General features: G+C 71.1%; 18 protein-coding genes. 13 read left to right on the top strand and 5 right to left on the bottom strand.

Annotated features, from left to right (window positions below):
* Positions 1-105 precede the first annotated feature (105 nt).
* On the top strand, positions 106-2,016 hold the full coding sequence (gene typA, locus RL72_RS13830) for a translational GTPase TypA (RefSeq protein ID WP_045251436.1): 1,911 nt from the start codon (positions 106-108) through the stop codon (positions 2,014-2,016).
* Positions 2,017-2,068: 52 nt separating this feature from the next.
* Here the strand turns inward: typA and RL72_RS13835 are convergent, their stop codons facing one another.
* Positions 2,069-2,617 (bottom strand): helix-turn-helix domain-containing protein, encoded by a 549-nt coding sequence (locus RL72_RS13835; protein ID WP_045251437.1) that lies wholly within the window; start codon positions 2,615-2,617, stop codon positions 2,069-2,071.
* Positions 2,618-2,682: 65 nt separating this feature from the next.
* Between RL72_RS13835 and RL72_RS13840 the strand changes: the two genes are divergently transcribed.
* The 7 genes from RL72_RS13840 to RL72_RS13870 all read left to right on the top strand — a co-directional run bounded on the left by RL72_RS13840 (position 2,683) and on the right by RL72_RS13870 (position 7,725).
* Positions 2,683-3,426: an AzlC family ABC transporter permease gene (locus RL72_RS13840; RefSeq protein ID WP_045251438.1), complete on the top strand. Its 744-nt coding sequence runs from the start codon at positions 2,683-2,685 to the stop codon at positions 3,424-3,426.
* Positions 3,423-3,737, top strand: coding sequence for an AzlD domain-containing protein (locus tag RL72_RS13845; protein ID WP_045251439.1), 315 nt, complete (start codon positions 3,423-3,425; stop codon positions 3,735-3,737). The genes RL72_RS13840 and RL72_RS13845 overlap by 4 nt, the downstream gene beginning before the upstream one ends.
* A gap of 35 nt (positions 3,738-3,772) precedes the next feature.
* Positions 3,773-4,213, top strand: coding sequence for a hypothetical protein (locus RL72_RS13850; RefSeq protein WP_045251440.1), 441 nt, complete (start codon positions 3,773-3,775; stop codon positions 4,211-4,213).
* Between the two features lie 9 nt (positions 4,214-4,222).
* A complete protein-coding gene (fdxA, locus tag RL72_RS13855) occupies positions 4,223-4,543 on the top strand; it encodes a ferredoxin (RefSeq protein ID WP_045251441.1) in 321 nt (106 codons plus the stop codon).
* A 5-nt stretch (positions 4,544-4,548) separates the two neighbouring features.
* Complete coding sequence (gene dapC / locus RL72_RS13860) at positions 4,549-5,661, top strand: succinyldiaminopimelate transaminase (RefSeq protein ID WP_045251442.1); 1,113 nt, start codon at positions 4,549-4,551, stop codon at positions 5,659-5,661.
* A 140-nt stretch (positions 5,662-5,801) separates the two neighbouring features.
* The gene (locus RL72_RS13865) at positions 5,802-7,097 is read left to right on the top strand and encodes a citrate synthase (protein WP_082072397.1); all 1,296 of its coding nucleotides are present in this window, start codon (positions 5,802-5,804) and stop codon (positions 7,095-7,097) included.
* Between the two features lie 274 nt (positions 7,098-7,371).
* Positions 7,372-7,725: a cupin domain-containing protein gene (locus RL72_RS13870; RefSeq protein ID WP_045251443.1), complete on the top strand. Its 354-nt coding sequence runs from the start codon at positions 7,372-7,374 to the stop codon at positions 7,723-7,725.
* 49 nt (positions 7,726-7,774) lie between these two features.
* On the opposite strand, the gene RL72_RS13875 is transcribed toward RL72_RS13870, so the two are convergent.
* Positions 7,775-9,172 carry a DEAD/DEAH box helicase gene (locus RL72_RS13875; RefSeq protein WP_091480635.1) on the bottom strand — a complete coding sequence of 466 codons (1,398 nt, stop codon included), beginning with the start codon at positions 9,170-9,172 and terminating at the stop codon, positions 7,775-7,777.
* A gap of 199 nt (positions 9,173-9,371) precedes the next feature.
* Complete coding sequence (locus RL72_RS13880; RefSeq protein WP_045251444.1) at positions 9,372-10,772, bottom strand: MFS transporter; 1,401 nt, start codon at positions 10,770-10,772, stop codon at positions 9,372-9,374.
* A gap of 139 nt (positions 10,773-10,911) precedes the next feature.
* Here RL72_RS13880 and RL72_RS13885 point away from each other — a divergent pair, with 139 nt between their 5' ends.
* Positions 10,912-11,481 (top strand): TetR/AcrR family transcriptional regulator, encoded by a 570-nt coding sequence (locus tag RL72_RS13885; protein ID WP_045251445.1) that lies wholly within the window; start codon positions 10,912-10,914, stop codon positions 11,479-11,481.
* 18 nt (positions 11,482-11,499) lie between these two features.
* On the opposite strand, the gene dapD is transcribed toward RL72_RS13885, so the two are convergent.
* Positions 11,500-12,453 (bottom strand): 2,3,4,5-tetrahydropyridine-2,6-dicarboxylate N-succinyltransferase, encoded by a 954-nt coding sequence (gene dapD, locus RL72_RS13890; RefSeq protein WP_045251446.1) that lies wholly within the window; start codon positions 12,451-12,453, stop codon positions 11,500-11,502.
* A 64-nt stretch (positions 12,454-12,517) separates the two neighbouring features.
* On the opposite strand from dapD, the gene dapE reads away from it, so the two are divergent.
* The 3 genes from dapE to RL72_RS19570 all read left to right on the top strand — a co-directional run bounded on the left by dapE (position 12,518) and on the right by RL72_RS19570 (position 15,075).
* Entirely contained in the window at positions 12,518-13,591 is a 1,074-nt protein-coding gene (dapE, locus tag RL72_RS13895; RefSeq protein ID WP_045251447.1) for a succinyl-diaminopimelate desuccinylase, read from the top strand.
* Positions 13,584-14,822, top strand: coding sequence for a hypothetical protein (locus tag RL72_RS13900; protein ID WP_248700478.1), 1,239 nt, complete (start codon positions 13,584-13,586; stop codon positions 14,820-14,822). Before dapE ends, RL72_RS13900 begins: the two co-directional genes overlap by 8 nt.
* A 79-nt stretch (positions 14,823-14,901) precedes the next feature.
* The gene (locus RL72_RS19570; protein WP_082072398.1) at positions 14,902-15,075 is read left to right on the top strand and encodes a DUF3117 domain-containing protein; all 174 of its coding nucleotides are present in this window, start codon (positions 14,902-14,904) and stop codon (positions 15,073-15,075) included.
* A 78-nt stretch (positions 15,076-15,153) separates the two neighbouring features.
* On the opposite strand, the gene RL72_RS13905 is transcribed toward RL72_RS19570, so the two are convergent.
* Positions 15,154-15,789 carry an O-methyltransferase gene (locus RL72_RS13905; protein ID WP_045251448.1) on the bottom strand — a complete coding sequence of 212 codons (636 nt, stop codon included), beginning with the start codon at positions 15,787-15,789 and terminating at the stop codon, positions 15,154-15,156.
* 99 nt (positions 15,790-15,888) lie between these two features.
* On the opposite strand from RL72_RS13905, the gene RL72_RS13910 reads away from it, so the two are divergent.
* Positions 15,889-16,362, top strand: coding sequence for a twin-arginine translocase TatA/TatE family subunit (locus tag RL72_RS13910; protein ID WP_045251449.1), 474 nt, complete (start codon positions 15,889-15,891; stop codon positions 16,360-16,362).
* Positions 16,363-16,368 lie beyond the last annotated feature (6 nt).

Raw genomic sequence — 16,368 nt, forward strand, 5'->3', positions numbered from 1 at the left:
CGCGGGTGCGCGGGCGGGTCTGTCCGCAGAGGGCGTCCAGGTGCGGTGATGTATCCTGAAGAGTCCGGAATCCCGGGCGAAACCCCATCTGCATTGGATTCCTTCATGGCGCACGCCCTCCGTTCCGATCTCCGCAACGTCGCCATCGTCGCGCACGTCGACCACGGCAAGACCACGCTGGTCGACGCCATGCTCCGCCAGACCGGATCCTTCGGCGAGCATGCGCACGTCGAGGAGCGCGCGATGGACTCCAACGACCTGGAGCGTGAGAAGGGCATCACGATCCTCGCCAAGAACACGGCGATCACGTACAACGGCGTGCACACCGACACCCCGATCACGATCAACGTGATCGACACCCCGGGCCACGCCGACTTCGGCGGCGAGGTCGAGCGCGGCCTGTCCATGGTCGACGGCGTCGTGCTGCTCGTCGACGCGTCCGAGGGTCCGCTCCCGCAGACCCGCTTCGTGCTGCGCAAGGCGCTCGAGGCGAAGCTGCCCGTCATCCTGCTCGTGAACAAGACCGACCGTCCCGACGCGCGCATCGCCGAGGTCGAGGAGGAGGCGCACGACCTGCTGCTGGGCCTCGCGTCCGACCTGGTCGACGACGTGCCGGACCTCGACGTCGACGCGCTGCTCGACGTGCCCGTCGTGTACGCCTCGGGGCGCGCCGGTGCCGCCTCGCGCACCCGCCCCGACAACGGCTCGCTGCCGGACAACGACGACCTTGAGCCGCTGTTCGAGGCCATCCTCGAGCACGTGCCGGCTCCGGCGTACGACGACGAGGCGCCGCTGCAGGCGTGGGTCACCAACCTCGACTCCTCGCCGTTCCTCGGCCGCCTCGCGCTGCTGCGCATCTTCAACGGCACTCTGAAGAAGGGCCAGACCGTGGCCTGGGTGCGCGGCGACGGATCCACCAGCAACGCCCGGATCACCGAGCTGCTCAAGACCCGTGCCCTCGAGCGCTACCCCGCCGAGGAGGCCGGCCCCGGCGACATCGTCGCGATCGCCGGCATCGCCGACATCACGATCGGCGAGACGATCGCGGATCCCGAGGACGTGCGTCCGCTGCCGGCCATCACGGTCGACGACCCGGCGATCTCGATGACCATCGGCACCAACACCTCGCCGCTCATGGGCAAGGTCAAGGGGCACAAGCTCACCGCCCGCATGGTCAAGGACCGTCTGGACCGCGAGCTCATCGGAAACGTCTCCCTCAAGGTCGTCGACATCGGCCGCCCCGACGCGTGGGAGGTGCAGGGCCGCGGCGAGCTCGCGCTCGCGATCCTCGTCGAGAACATGCGCCGCGAGGGCTTCGAGCTCACCGTGGGCAAGCCGCAGGTGGTCACGAAGAAGATCGACGGCAAGACCTACGAGCCGTTCGAGCACCTCACGATCGACACGCCGGAGGAGCACCTCGGCGCGATCACCCAGCTCCTCGCGAACCGCAAGGGCCGCATGGAGAACATGACCAACCACGGCACCGGCTGGGTGCGCATGGAGTTCATCGTCCCCTCGCGCGGTCTCATCGGATTCCGCAGCGAGTTCCTCACCACCACCCGCGGCACCGGCATCGCGAACGCGATCTCGCACGGCTACGAGCCGTGGGCCGGCCAGATCACGACCCGCCAGAACGGCTCGATCGTCGCCGACCGCACGGGCGTCGTGACCCCGTTCGCGATGATCGCCCTGCAGGAGCGCATGTCGTTCTTCGTGCAACCCACCGAAGAGGTCTACGAGGGCATGGTCATCGGCGAGAACTCGCGCGCCGACGACATGGACGTGAACATCACCAAGGAGAAGAAGCTCACCAACATGCGCTCCTCCACGGCGGACAACTTCGAGTCGATGACGCCGCCGCGCCTGCTCACGCTCGAGGAGAGCCTCGAGTTCGCCCGTGACGACGAATGCGTCGAGGTCACGCCCGAGAAGGTGCGCATCCGCAAGGTGATCCTGGACGCGACGGTCCGCGGTCGTGAGGCGTCGCGCCAGAAGCGCCAGGACGCGAGCGGCTGAGATCCTCCTCCGAAGGCCCTGCCCGCCACCCGGCGCGGCAGGGCCTTCGTCGTCAGCGCAGCTCGGAGATGAGCACCGCGGAGGTGCCGGGCTCGAGCGCCTCGAACACGTGCCCGGCGTCTCCGGCGTAGGAGAGGTAGTCGCCCGGATGCAGCTCGACGGCCTCGTCCGCGGGACCGATCAGCGCACGGCCGGTGATCAGCACCACGTGCTCGGTGGTGCCGACGTGATGCGGCTGGGAACGGCGCGGCTCGCCCGGCTCGGCCTGGATGACGTAGATGTCGCGGCGTGCGCCCGGGGGACAGGCAGCCACCAGGGTCGCCACGTACGGAGCCGCGGCGGAGGGCACTCCGGCGTGCTCGCCGGCGCGGATCAGCGTCGGCGCGTGCGTGCGCTCTTCGACGAAGGCGGCGAAGGGGAGGCCGAGGGCGTCGGCGATCGCCCAGAGCGTCTCGACGCTCGGCCCGGTGGACCCGTTCTCGAGCTGGGACACCGTCGCCTTGGAGACGCCGGCGCGGCGGGCGAGCTCGGACACGGAGATCCCCGCAGCCTCGCGCTCGCGACGCAGGGAGCGGGAGATGCGTTCACGGAGATCATCCATGCGGCCAGTATTCCAAACGATCGTTCGCGTTGACAAACACCCCAACCCTGTTCAGAATGATCGTCATGCGTTCAGAGGAGCGAACGATCGACCGGGGCGAGGAAGAGTCCGCCGCGGAGGTCCGCACAGCCCGCCGGGAGGCGTTCGGCGTGGCCCTCGCCACCAGCGCGTACGGCATCTCCTTCGGGGCGCTCGCGGTGGCGAGCGGCTTCGACGTCTGGCAGACGTGCGTGCTGAGCCTGCTGATGTTCACCGGCGGATCCCAGTTCGCCTTCGTCGGGGTGATCGGTGCCGGCGGGCTCGCGGCGGCGCCCGCGGCGATCGCCTCTGCCCTGCTCCTGGGCGTGCGCAACGTGGCGTACGGCATGCGGATGTCTCCCGTGATCGGCCGCGGGGTGCTTCGCCGCGCCGCCGCTGCGCCGTTCACGATCGACGAGTCCACCGCCGTGTCGCTCGCGCAGACCTCGCCGCGGGCGCGCACGGCCGGGTTCTGGATCACGGGCCTGGGCATCTACGCCGGCTGGAACCTGACGACCCTGCTCGGGGCGCTGCTCGGGGACGTGCTGGGGGACCCGAAGACCTATGGACTGGACGCCGCCGCGGCCGCCGCCTTCCTCGCCCTGCTGTGGCCGCGGCTGCGCCGGCGCCAGGCGATCGCCGTGGGCATCGCGGCAGCGGCCGTGGCCACGGCGCTCACTCCGGTGCTGATCCCCGGCCTGCCGGTGCTGGTCGCGGCGCTCGTCGCGATCGTCGTCGGCTGGTTCAACTGGCTGGGGCCGAAGGCGGTCTCCGCGGAGGGGGAATCATGACGCTCTGGAACGCGGTGCTGCTCGCGGCGATCGGCTGCCTCGCTCTCAAGGGGGCGGGCTATCTGGTGCCGGCGTCGGTGCTGGAGGCGCCCCGTCCGGCACGCATCACGGATCTGCTCACCGTCGCGCTGCTCGCGGCGCTGGTCGCGGTGCAGGCGCTCGCGTCGGGCCAGCACATCGTCGTGGACGCGCGGGTGCCCGCAGTGCTCGTGGCGGCGGGACTGCTGTGGCTGCGGCAGTCGTTCCTCATCGTGGTGATCGCCGCGGCCGTCGTCGCCGCCCTCCTGCGCCTGGTCGGCTGGGCTGCCTGAGACACCGCGACAGGTGCGCCGCGTAAGCTCGAGGGATGCGCGGATCATGGCTCAGCCGAGTGCTCTCCTGGGTGGCTATGCTCGTCGTGGGCGCGGTCTTCGGGCTGGCGGCGACGGTCACCCACGCATCCTCCCTCTGGGGCGTGAACGGGGTGGGGCTCGCGCTCGGCATCGTCGCGTGCGGCGGGATCCTGCTCGCCGTGCGCCTGCTGCTGCATGATCGCTGGGCGGCGCTGGTCACCGGTCTCGGCATGCTCGCGGGGATGGTCGTGATCTCCGGACGCGGTCCCGGCGGATCGGTCATCGTGCCGAACGACCTGCTGGGCGTGGTGTGGACCTGGACGGTCGCCGGCATGGTGCTGCTGGTCGCCGCCTGGCCGGACTTCGGTCGCATCCGCCGGCTCCAGCAGGAGCAGGCGGCCCGCACCGCCGGGGCGCGCCCCAGCCCGGGAGAGGTGTCGGTCGACGGGTCGTAGACTTGACCCGTGACCTATGTGATCGCTCTTCCCTGTGTCGACGTGAAGGACCGTGCCTGCGTCGACGAGTGCCCCGTGGACTGCATCTACGAGGGTGAGCGCTCCTTGTACATCCACCCGGATGAGTGCGTGGACTGCGGTGCCTGCGAGCCGGTGTGCCCGGTCGAGGCCATCTACTACGAGGACGACCTCCCCGAGGAGTGGGCCGACTACTACAAGGCCAATGTCGAGTTCTTCGACGAGATCGGCTCCCCGGGCGGTGCCGCCAAGGTCGGCGTGATCCATCACGATCACGCGATCATCGCCGCCCTGCCGCCGCAGGGCGAGTAGCCGGCATGTCCGTCCGCGACCTCGCCGACTACCCCTGGGACGCGGTCACGCCGTTCCGCGAGCGCGCGGCTGCGCATCCCGGCGGCATCGTCGATCTCGCGATCGGATCCCCGGTCGATCCCACCCCGGAGATCATCCGCCGGGCGCTCTCCGAGGCGACCGACGCGCACTCCTACCCGCAGACGGTCGGCACCCCGGCGCTGCGCGAGGCGATCGTCGAGTGGTACGCACGACGTCGCGGCGTGCCGGACCTGCGCGTGGACAACGTGATGCCCACGATCGGGTCGAAGGAGCTCGTGGCGCTGCTGCCGACGCTGCTCGGACTCGGTCCCGGCGATGTCGTGGTGCAGCCGCGGGTCGCCTATCCGACGTATGCCGTCGGCGCGCAGGTCGCCGGTGCGACCGTGGTCAGCGAGGACGACCCGGCGCTCTGGCCGGAGGGCGCGAAGCTCATCTGGATCAACACCCCGGGCAACCCCGACGGGCGCACCTGGACGGTGCCGGAGCTGGCCGCGGCCGTGACCCGGGCCCGCGAGCTCGGCGCGGTCCTCGCGAGCGACGAGTGCTACGCCGAGCTCGGCTGGGACGGACCGTGGGCGACCGAGCCGGTGCCGAGCGTGCTGGATCCCCGCGTCACCGGCGGAACGCGTTCGGGTCTGCTCAGCGTCTACTCGCTGAGCAAGCAGTCCAACCTCGCCGGGTACCGCGCGGCGTTCGTCGCCGGGTGCGCTCGCGTGGTCGGCGAGATCCTCACCGCGCGCAAGCACCTCGGGCTGATGCCGCCCGCGCCGGTGCAGCACGCGATGGAGGTCGCCCTGCGCGACGACGAGCACGTCGCCGCGCAGAAGGAGCTCTACCGGCGCCGTCGCGAGGTGCTGCGGCCCGCTCTCGTCGACGCGGGGTTCCGCATCGACGGCTCCGAGGCGGGCCTGTATCTGTGGGCGACCGAGGGCAGGGACGCCTGGGAGTCGATGGGCCGGCTCGCCGATCTCGGGATCCTGGCAGGTCCGGGACCGTTCTACGGCGACCATTCGCCCGAGCACGTGCGGCTGTCGTTGACGGCGCCCCTGGAGCGCGTCGAGGCGGCGGCGGCACGCCTCCGCGGCAGCGTTTCGTAGGTGTCCACAGTGCCTGCCCGTGCAGTCTTGGCCGTTTTCACAGTAGGTCCGGACGGGGGATAGGCTGTACAAGCGTCGCGATCCGCGCCCACCGGCACCGATCGCACATCCCCCATCGACAGACGCATGAGGAGGTCTGCGTGAGCGCAGCGGGCGAGCGGCCTACGAAGGCGACGCTGACAGTAGGCGAGACGACCGCGGAGTTCCCGGTCCTGCACGGCACCGACGGGCACAGCAGCATCGATTTCTCCACGCTCACGCGCCAGACCGGTCACACGGGTCTGGACTACGGCTTCGTGAACACGGCGTCGACGAAGTCGGCGATCACGTTCATCGACGGCGACAAGGGGATCCTGCGCTATCGCGGCTATCCGATCGAGCAGATCGCGAACTCCTGCTCGTACCTCGAGGTCGCCTGGCTGCTCATCTACGGCGAGCTTCCGACGCCCGCCGAGCTCGCCGAGTTCGACGAGAAGATCCGCCGGCACACGCTCCTCCACGAGGACCTGAAGCACTTCTTCCAGGCGCTTCCCGACAACGCGCACCCGATGGCGGTGCTGTCCTCGGCCGTCGCTGCGCTCTCGACCTACTACGAGAACGAGTCGGATCCGCACAATCCGGAACACGTCGAGCTCAACACGATCCGCATGCTCGCAAAGCTCCCCGTGATCGCGGCCTACGCGCACAAGAAGAGCATCGGGCAGGCGTTCCTGTACCCGGACAACTCCCTGAGCTTCGTCGACAACTTCCTGAAGCTGAACTTCGGCGTGCACAGCGAGCCGTACGAGATCAACCCGGTCATGTCCAAGGCGCTCGAGCTGCTGCTGATCCTGCACGAGGACCACGAGCAGAACGCGTCCACCTCGACCGTGCGCCTGGTCGGCTCGACCGGTGCGAACCAGTTCGCCTCCATCTCGGCCGGGATCCAGGCGCTCTCAGGTCCGCTGCACGGCGGCGCGAACGAGGCGGTGCTGACGATGCTCGCGCAGATCCGCGACTCCGGCCAGAGCATGCAGCGCTTCGTGGAGCGCGTGAAGAACAAGGAAGACGGCGTGAAGCTCATGGGCTTCGGGCACCGCGTCTACAAGAACTACGACCCGCGCGCGAAGCTCGTCAAGGCGGCGGCGGATCAGGTGCTCGCCGAGCTCGGCGTCACGGATCCGCTCCTCGATCTCGCGAAGGAGCTCGAGGAGATCGCCCTGGCTGACGAGTACTTCCAGGAGCGTCGGCTCTACCCGAACGTCGACTTCTACACTGGCGTCATCTACAAGGCCATGGGCTTCCCGACGCGCATGTTCACCGTGCTGTTCGCGATCGGCCGCCTGCCCGGCTGGCTTGCGCAGTGGCGTGAGCTGAATCTCGACCCGCAGACCAAGATCGGCCGCCCGCAGCAGCTGTACACGGGCTCGCAGGAGCGCGACTTCCGCCGCAGCTGAGGTCGAGGAGATCCCGGGACGCCGCCTCTTGACGGCCCCGGGCAGGCGGGTGTACGACTCTCAATGACTGGGGGCGGTCGGGGACGGTCGAGGTCGACCTGACGACGCCGCGAGACGGTTCGGGACCGGCAGGACGCCGGAGCTCGTGATCACCGTCCACGACGATGCGAGGCAGACGGCACGAGCGTGCGCGGCCGCATCCGTCACGGCGTCCTGAGCGTCCCCGGGTGAGCGCTGCCGATGCCGGTCACCCGATCACCCGTGGGAGGTTCTCATGTCTGACAAGCACAACATCGAGACGCCGCACGAGCGACGCCCCTTCCATGACCACGGTCACATGGACGTCGTCACCCTGGGCGACTTCACGCTGGGGCGAGGCGTCTTCGAGCCGGGCTGGCGATGGTCGAACGACGTCAAGCCGATCGCGGGCACCGATTCGTGTCAGACGCATCACACCGGGATCTGCCTCGAGGGGCGGATGACCGTGCGGTTCGACGACGGAACCGAGCTCGACATGGGGCCGGGCGACGTGGTCGACCTGAGCCCCGGGCACGATGCCTGGACGGTCGGCGACACGGCCTGCGTCTTTCTCGACACGGGTGTGAAGGGCTACGCGAAGCCGGCGTGAGCCGTTGTGCGGCGGCCGCGGGCCGGAAGCCTCGCGACCGCCGCAGTGCTCAGCGCGTGGTCGGGGTGCCCTGGGGGCGCGACGACCGGCGACGACGCCGACGCGCGGCGGGTGCCGGCGCGGCGACATCGCCGGTCGTGTGCCGCGGCTGACCCTGGCCCTGCCCCTGACGCGGCTGGCCCTGACGCTGGCCCTGGCGCGGGGATCCGGAAGCGCCGGAGGCCGGCTTCTTCCTGGCGGGCTGCTGCGCAGCGGGCTTCGGTGCGGGCTTGACGTAGGCCGCCTTCGCGCCGATCAGCTCGACCACGGCGGGGGAGGCGGCGGAGACCGGCTCGATGGCCGCCGTGATCTGCGCCTTGCGGAGCAGATCCTTCACGTCGCGCCGCTGCTCGGGCAGCAGCACCGTGACGACGGTGCCCGCGGCGCCGGCGCGCGCGGTGCGGCCGGAGCGGTGCAGGTACGCCTTGTGCTCTGCAGGCGGATCCACATGCACGACCAGGTCGACGTCGTCGACGTGCACGCCGCGCGCGGCCACGTCGGTGGCGACGAGCACGCGCACGCCGCCCTCGGCCGGGTCGGCGGAGAAGGCGGCGAGGTTGCGCTCGCGGGCGTTCTGTCCGAGGTTGCCGTGCAGGTCCACGGCCGGGATCCCGGCCGTGGTCAGCACCTTGGCGAGCTTCTTCGCCTGGTGCTTGGTGCGCGTGAACAGGATGCGCCGGCCGGCGCCCGAGGCGAGCTCGTTGACGAGCGTCTTCTTGGACTCGGCGTCGGCGACCTCGAGGACGCGGTGCGTCATCTCGCCGACGGGGACGCTGGCCTCGTCGACTTCGTGGCTCACGGCGTTGGAGAGGAAGCGGCGCGCGAGCACGTCGATGCCGTTGTCGAGCGTCGCGCTGAACAGCAGACGCTGGCCGCCCTGCGGGGTGGCCGCGAGGATGCGGGTGACGCCGGGAAGGAAGCCGAGGTCGGCCATGTGATCGGCCTCGTCGAGCACGGTCACGCGCACCTCGTCCAGGCGCACGACGCCCTGCTTCATGAGGTCTTCGAGACGGCCGGGGCAGGCCACGACGATGTCGACGCCGCGGCGCAGGGCCTCCTCCTGGGGGCGCTGGCTGACACCGCCGAACACGGTGGTGACGCGCAGGCCCGCGGCCTTGGCCAGCGGGGCGACGGTCGCCGCGATCTGCGTGGCGAGCTCGCGGGTCGGTGCCAGCACCAGGCCGCGCGGATGCTGCGGGCGGGACGTCGCTCCGGTGAGGCGGGCGACGAGGGGGATCGCGAACGCGAGGGTCTTGCCGCTGCCGGTGCGGCCGCGGCCGAGAAGGTCGCGTCCCGCGAGGGAGTCGGGCAGGGTGCCCTGCTGGATGGGGAAGGCTTCGGTCTTGCCGTCGCCGGCGAGCACCGCAGCCAGGGGCGCGGGCACGCCGAGATCGAGGAAGGAAGGCATGGATATCTCCTGGACCGGATACGCCGGTCGCATACAGGCGCCGGGGTGCGGCGCGAAAGGTCGCCGCTCGAGAACCGGATCACGAGGGGGAGCGGGGCTCCACTTCCAGGGATGATGAATCCAGGGATCCGGGATGGCGACGAGATGCCGGAGACTCCGACATCTCGTCCATCCTATCCCGGATACCCGGATGCCGCGTTCAGACGGCCTCGACCAGCTCGGGCGCCGTGGTCGTCGCGGTCGGAGTGCTGGTGCGGGTGCGCACCGCCCAGACGATCGCGCCGGCCAGGAGAGTGCTGACCGCGACGAGCGCCCAGGCCGTCGCGAAGCCACCCGCGGTGCCGTGCGCGGAGGAGCCGAACACGATCGCACCGGTCGCGGCGGATCCGATGGCGGATCCGATCGTGCGCAGGTTCGCGTTCACGCCGGTCGCGACGCCGGTGACCTGCGCGGGCACGCTCTGCACGACGATCCCGGCCGAGGCCGCGTAGGCGAGACCGCAGCCGATGCCGAACCCGGCGCCTGCCAGGGCCAGCTGCCACGGGGCGGAGTGCGCGAGCGCGGCCGCGGCGCCCGAGGCGCCCATCAGCACGGCGCCGATCACCAGCAGGGTGCGCAGGGAGAGCACCCGATTGAGGGCGCCGGTCGCGAAGCCCACGCCGCTCATGCCGATGAGCATGGGCACGAGCATGAGTCCGGCATCGCGGACCGACAGTCCTGTGCCGCCGGCCGAGGACGCGAGCTCGAGGAACTGGGGCAGGTAGCCCCAGAAGGCGAACACGCCGGCTCCGATCAGCAGCGAGGCGGCGTTCACCGGCCAGATCGCGGGCGAGGCGAGCAGTCGCAGATCCACGAGGGGCTCCGCGGAGCGCAGTTCGGACAGGATCCACGCGGCGAACGCGAGCGCGGCCACGGCGAAGAGCACGAGCACGGCCGGCGACGTCCAGCCCCAGCGCGCCCCGGTGCTGAGCGGGACGAGCAGCGCGACCAGCCACAGCGACAGCAGCACCGACGAGCGCCCGTTGACGCGGCCCTGAGCGCGCAGCCCGGTGTCGCGGACCGCGGCCAGGGTGAGGAAGGCGCCGAGGGCTGCGACCAGGAACGGCACCGCGAAGGTGCCGCGCCAGCCCACGAGGTCGGCGAGCGGGCCGGCGAGCACCGTGCCCGCCGCGCCGCCGATGCCGATCACGGCGCTGACGATGCCGATCGCCCCGGTCACGCGCTCCCGGGGGAGCGCGTCGCGGAGCAGCCCGTACGCGAGGGGGAAGAGCGCCCCGCCGATTCCCTGCAGCACGCGGGCGACGATGAGCACCTCGAGCGATGGGGCGACGGCGGCGAGCACGTCGCCCGCCGCCGTCACGCCGAGGGTGACGAGGAAGGTCGTGCGCCGGCCGCGCAGATCGCCGACGCGGCCGAGGGTGGGGGTGGCGACCGCGGCGGCGATGAGCCACGCGGTCATCGTCCAGCTGGCGGCGTCGGCGGTCACGCCGAACTCGGCCTGGACCAGCGGGACGAGCGGGATGACGAGGTTCTGCAGAAGCGCGATGGAGGAGACCGCCACGGCGATCGCGACCAGGATCGAGGTGGATGAGCGGGACATGAGTTCCCTTCCGAAGCCTGGAGAAGAGGGGTAAAGTGAGAGGAGACCTCCGAACGGAGGGTGCCTCCGGATAGAGATTAGCGGAGGGTGCCTCCGCTTTGCAAGAGGTTCATGAAGACTTTTCTGGAGGGACGGCACGATGGGCGGTCAGAACCGGGCGACGGCCACGCTGGAGGAGCGGCGTCCGCGTCGCGCCGACGCCGCGCGGAACTTCGACGCTCTCGTCGCCGCCGGTCGTGCGGCGTTCGCCGAGGACGGCTCGGACGCGTCCCTCGAGGACATCGCCCGTCGTGCGGGCGTCGGCATCGGCACGCTCTACCGCAACTTCCCGACGAGGGACGACCTCATCGAGACGCTCTACCTGCGCGAGGTCGCTGCGCTCGCGGACGCGGCCGACGAGGTCGCCGATCTCGAGCCGTGGGCAGCGTTCGAAGCCTGGCTGGACCGCTTCGTGGAGTACGTCGGCACCAAGCACGTGCTCCTGGACGGCCTCAACCGCGAGTCCTCGGTGTTCGCCGAGTGCCGCGGCGTGATGCTCGGCGCCGGCGAGCCGCTGCTGGCCCGCGCGCAGGCCGCGGGCGCCGTGAAGGCGGATCTCGCGATCGCCGACGTCGTCAAGCTCATCGGCGGCGTGAGCGCGGTCGCCTACGACGACGACGCGCAGCGCCGCCGCGTGCTCTCGCTCGCGATCGGATCGCTCAAGGCGTAGCCGTCCGCGCCCGGACGCTCAGGCGTGCAGGGCCTCGTTGAGGGTCACGCCGACGCCGGCGCGGCGAACGGCCTCGACCGCGCCCGAGAGCGAGTTGCGTCGGAACAGGATCCCGTTCTCGCCGCTCAGCTCGGCGCCCTTGACGACGGGGCGACCGCCGTCCGCCGTGGGGGCGGCGTCGGCGAGGACGATCTTCGTGCCCGCGGTGACGTACAGCCCCGCCTCGACGATGCAGTCGTCGCCGAGCGAGATCCCGATGCCGGCGTTCGCCCCCAGCAGGGTGCGCGCGCCGATCGAGACGCGGTGCGTGCCCCCGCCGGACAGCGTGCCCATGATCGAGGAGCCTCCGCCGATGTCGGATCCGTCTCCGACCACGACGCCCTGCGAGATCCGCCCCTCGACCATCGAGGCGCCGAGCGTGCCGGCGTTGAAGTTCACGAAGCCCTCGTGCATGACGGTGGTGCCGGGGGCGAGGTGCGCGCCCAGGCGCACCCGCGACGCGTCCGCGATGCGCACTCCCGCGGGCAGGACGTAGTCGGTCAGCCGCGGGAACTTGTCGACGCCCGTGATCTGGATCCCGGCGCGCTGCAGCAGCGGGCGCAGGCGCGCCGCGTCGGCGGGGAGCATCGGACCTGCGCTGGTCCATGCGACGTTGGGGAGGTGCGCGAAGATGCCGTCGAGGTTCAGCTCGTTCGGGCGCACGAGCAGGTGCGAGAGGGCGTGCAGGCGCAGGTACGCGTCGGCGGTGGACGCGGGCGCCTCGTCGAGGTCGATCGTCAGCTGCACGGCCTCGACGGTCACCTTGCGTCGCTCGTCCGCGCCGGCGAGCGTCTCGAACGTCATCGCCGAGGCGGCGAGATCGCCCGCGGAGGGCGCGCCCGCCGCGACCTCGGCGAACCACGCGTCCAGAACGGTGCCGTCCCCGGCGATGGTGGTCAGGCCGGAGCCGTGGATCGTGCGCGCATCGGTCATGCGTCCACGCTACCGAAACCTCCTGTCCAGCTTCGCCTTCATGACGCGGCGCTAGGGTGGGGGCATGCCGCTCGATCTCACCGCCTCCGCGGCGGACATCACCCGCGCGATCTGCGACATCCCCAGCGAATCGGGATCCGAGGCGCACCTCGCCGACCTGATCGAGGAGTCGATCCGCGGCCTCGCCCACCTCGAGGTGATCCGCGAGGGGAACACGATCGTCGCCCGCACGCACCTCGGACGTGCGCAGCGCGTGGCGATCGCGGGGCACATCGACACGGTGCCCATCAACGGCAACGTGCCGACCCGCGATGTCGAGGTCGACGGCGTCCCCATGATCTGGGGCCGCGGCACCGTCGACATGAAGGCGGGGGTGGCGGTGCAGCTGAAGCTCGCCGCCGAGCTCGTCGAGCCCGCGGTCGACATCACGTGGATGTGGTACGACAACGAAGAGGTCGAGGCCGCGCGGAACGGCCTGAAGCTGCTCGCAGAGAGCCGGCCCGACCTCTTCCAGGCAGACTTCGCGATCCTCGGCGAGCCGTCGAACGGCGAGGTGGAGGGCGGCTGCAACGGCACGCTGCGCGCCGTGGTGCGCACCACCGGGGTGCGCGCGCACTCGGCGCGCGCCTGGATCGGCGAGAACGCGATCCACCGCGCCGCGCCGATCCTGGCCCGGCTGGCCGAATACCGTCCGCGCGAGATCGCCGTGGACGGCCTGGACTATCGCGAGGGCCTGAACGCCGTGCGCATCAGCGGCGGCATCGCGGGCAACGTCATCCCCGACCTGTGCGAGGTCGAGGTGAACTACCGGTTCGCCCCGAGCCGTTCCGCCGCCGCCGCCGAGGCGCACGTGCGCAACGTGTTCGTCGGATTCGACGTGGAGATCACCGATGTCGCCGAGGGAGCGCGCCCGGGCCTGGATGCGCCGATCGCGCAGGAGTTCGTCACCGCCGTGGGCGCGACGCCGAAGCCGAAGTACGGCTGGACCGACGTCGCGCGGTTCTCCGCGCTCGGCATCCCCGCGGTCAACTACGGTCCGGGGGACCCGCATCTCGCGCACCACGACGAGGAGAGGGTCCCGATCGCGCAGATCACGGCCACCGAGGACGGCCTGCGCTCCTGGCTGCGCGGTGCCTGAGGTCGCCGCCCTGCCCCGCTGGGCGGCACGGTCGTACGCGCGCACGCCCGCCTGGGCGGGGATCCTCGCGCTCTACCTGGGCGCGCGGCTGATCACCACGGCGATGCTGCTGATCGCGACCGGGCTCTCCGGCAGCCCCGGATCCCGGTTCGGCGCGCACGCGACGATCGCCTCGTTCGTGAGCGGCTGGGACGCGCAGTGGTACTGGTACATCGCCGTCTACGGCTACCCGACGACGCTGCCGCTCGGACCGGACGGGCACATCACCCAGAACTCGTGGGCGTTCCTGCCGCTCTACGCGTGGGTGTCGAAGGCGGTCGGCCTGCCCTTCGGCGAGGGCGGATGGCCCATCGGCGCCGCGATCGTGTCGCTGGTCGCCGGCTATCTCTGCTGTCTCGTGCTGTTCCGCATGATGCGGGACAGGATCGGGCGGATGGCGGCCGTCTGGACCGTGATCTTCTTCGCGGCGGGTCCCCTCGGGGCCCTGTTCCAGGTCGGCTACGCCGAGGTGCTGAACATGCTGTTCCTGCTCCTCGCCCTGGACGGCCTGATGCGGCGCCGCTACGTGCGGCTGTATCCGCTCATCGTGCTCATGGCGTTCACCCGGCCGGGGGTGCTGGCGTTCGCGCTCATGCTCGGTCTCATGCTCGTGCTGCGCTGGTTCCGACGCCGCGCCGACCCGCTGTCGGGTCGCGAGATCGCGCACTACCTTGGCCTCGGCGCGCTCGCGGTCGTGACCGGCTTCGCCTGGCAGGTCATCGCCGGGATCGCGACCGGCGTGCCGAACGCGTATCTGGAGACCGAGCTGAGCTGGCGCGGGTTCTGGATGCCCCAGCACGGCGCGCCGTCGTTCGCGCCGTTCGAGGGATGGCTGTCGGCGATGCCGTATTGGGCGCGACTGCTGGGCGTGCCCGGCTGGGTCGGCCTCGTCGTGCTCGGCCTGGCCGTCCTGCTGTTCGCCGCAGCGCTCGTCCTCGGCCCCGGCGTGCGGCGGCTGGGCCCGGAGATCCGCCTCTACGCGGCGAGCTACGCGCTCTATCTGCTCGCGGTGTTCTTCCCGCAGTCCAGCACGCTGCGGCTGATGTTCCCGCTCGCGCCGCTGTGGGGCGCGGTGGGCTGGCGCCGCTCCTGGTGGCTGCGCGGCGCCGTGCTCGTGGTCTGCCTGGGGCTGCAGTGGGTGTGGATCTCGAACGTCTACGGATACGCCGACACCTTCTGGCGCGTGCCCTGAACAGCGCGGTCGCGGTAAGCGGTGTCCCAGCACCCACTAATATGGAACCTGTAGACCACCGAGGAAAGGGAGCACCGCGATGGCAGCGATGAAGCCGAGGACCGGCGACGGACCGATGGAGGCCGTGAAGGAGGGCCGGCTCATCATCGTGCGCGTCCCGCTCGAGGGCGGCGGACGCCTGGTCGTCTCCGTCAACGACGCCGAGGCGAAGGAGCTTCACGACGTGCTCAGCAGCGTCGTGGCAGCCGCCTGACGACTCGCACGATTCCACGAATCACGAAAAGGGACCGCCGATCTCGGCGGTCCCTTTCTCGTGTCTCGGTCTCTCGGCTCAGGCCGCGGCGATGCTGGTCAGCTGGAGCAGGCCCTCGCCGACGGTGCTCAGCGCCGCCAGCACGGCGGGGGACTGCTGCGTCTCCTGGATGAGGGAGCGGTAGGCCACGGTCACGTCGTCGCGCTGCACCGGATCCGCGACGCGTCCGCCGGCGAGGATGCGCGGCACCAGCACCGTCCCTCCCGCGCGGACCAGCCTCAGGCCGTGCTCGACGTACTCGATGACGTTCTCCGGATCCGCATCCACCAGCACGATGTCGTAGGCCGCCTCGTTCATGCGGGGCAGCACGTCGGCGGCCCGGCCGGCGATGAAGCGCGCCCTCGTCGGAGGGATCCGCGCATCCTGGAACGCGGTGCGCGCCGCGGCGAGATGCTCGGGCTCGTTGTCGATGGAGGTGAGCACCGCCTTCGGCGCGCCGCGCAGCAGCCACAGGCCGGAGACGCCCGCTCCGGTGCCGATCTCGACGATCGAACGCGCTGCGGTGGCGGCGGCGAGCACGGCGATCTGCGCGCCGACGGCGGCGCTGATCGGCTGCGCTCCGAGTTCCACCGCGTGCGCCCGTGCCCGGGCGATCTCGTCCGGTTCCACGATGGCCTCGCGTACGTACCGCGCGTTGGCGTCCTGCTCGCTCACTTCGACTCCCTAGCGGTCGTTCAGTGCACCGCGTGTTTCTCACTCAGCGTAGGCGCAGAGCGTGCGCGAGGCGGCCAGGCGCGGCGGTACCCTTGTGACATGTTCTTCGGCATCACCATCGAGAAGCTGCTCGTGATCGGCGTGATCGCAGCCCTTCTCGTGGGCCCCGAGCGGCTCCCGCGGTACGCGGAGACGTTCGCGCGCCTGGTCAAGCAGGCGGGCGACTATCTGCGCGGGGCCAAGGACCGCATGCGCGAAGAGGTCGGTCCCGAGATCGACGAGCTGGATTGGCGCAAGCTCGATCCGCGCCAGTACGACCCGCGCCGGATCATCCGCGACGCCCTGCTGGACGACACCCCGGCAGCACCGCGTCCCGTGGCGCCGGCGGCACCGGCCGAATCGGCGCCCGCCGCCGCTCCCGCCGCAGGATCGGCCGCCGCGCTGCTGGCGACCGCGACGGCGATGAATGCGGCGTCCGCCGGGGCCGAGCCCGCTTCGACGGCTCCCGCCTCCCGGGCGCCGAAGGTCTTCTCCGCCGACGAACTGCCGCCGTACGACAGCGAAGCCACCTGAGGCGCA

Source organism: Microbacterium azadirachtae (assembly GCF_000956545.1).
GTDB classification, from domain to species: Bacteria; Actinomycetota; Actinomycetes; order Actinomycetales; family Microbacteriaceae; genus Microbacterium; species Microbacterium azadirachtae.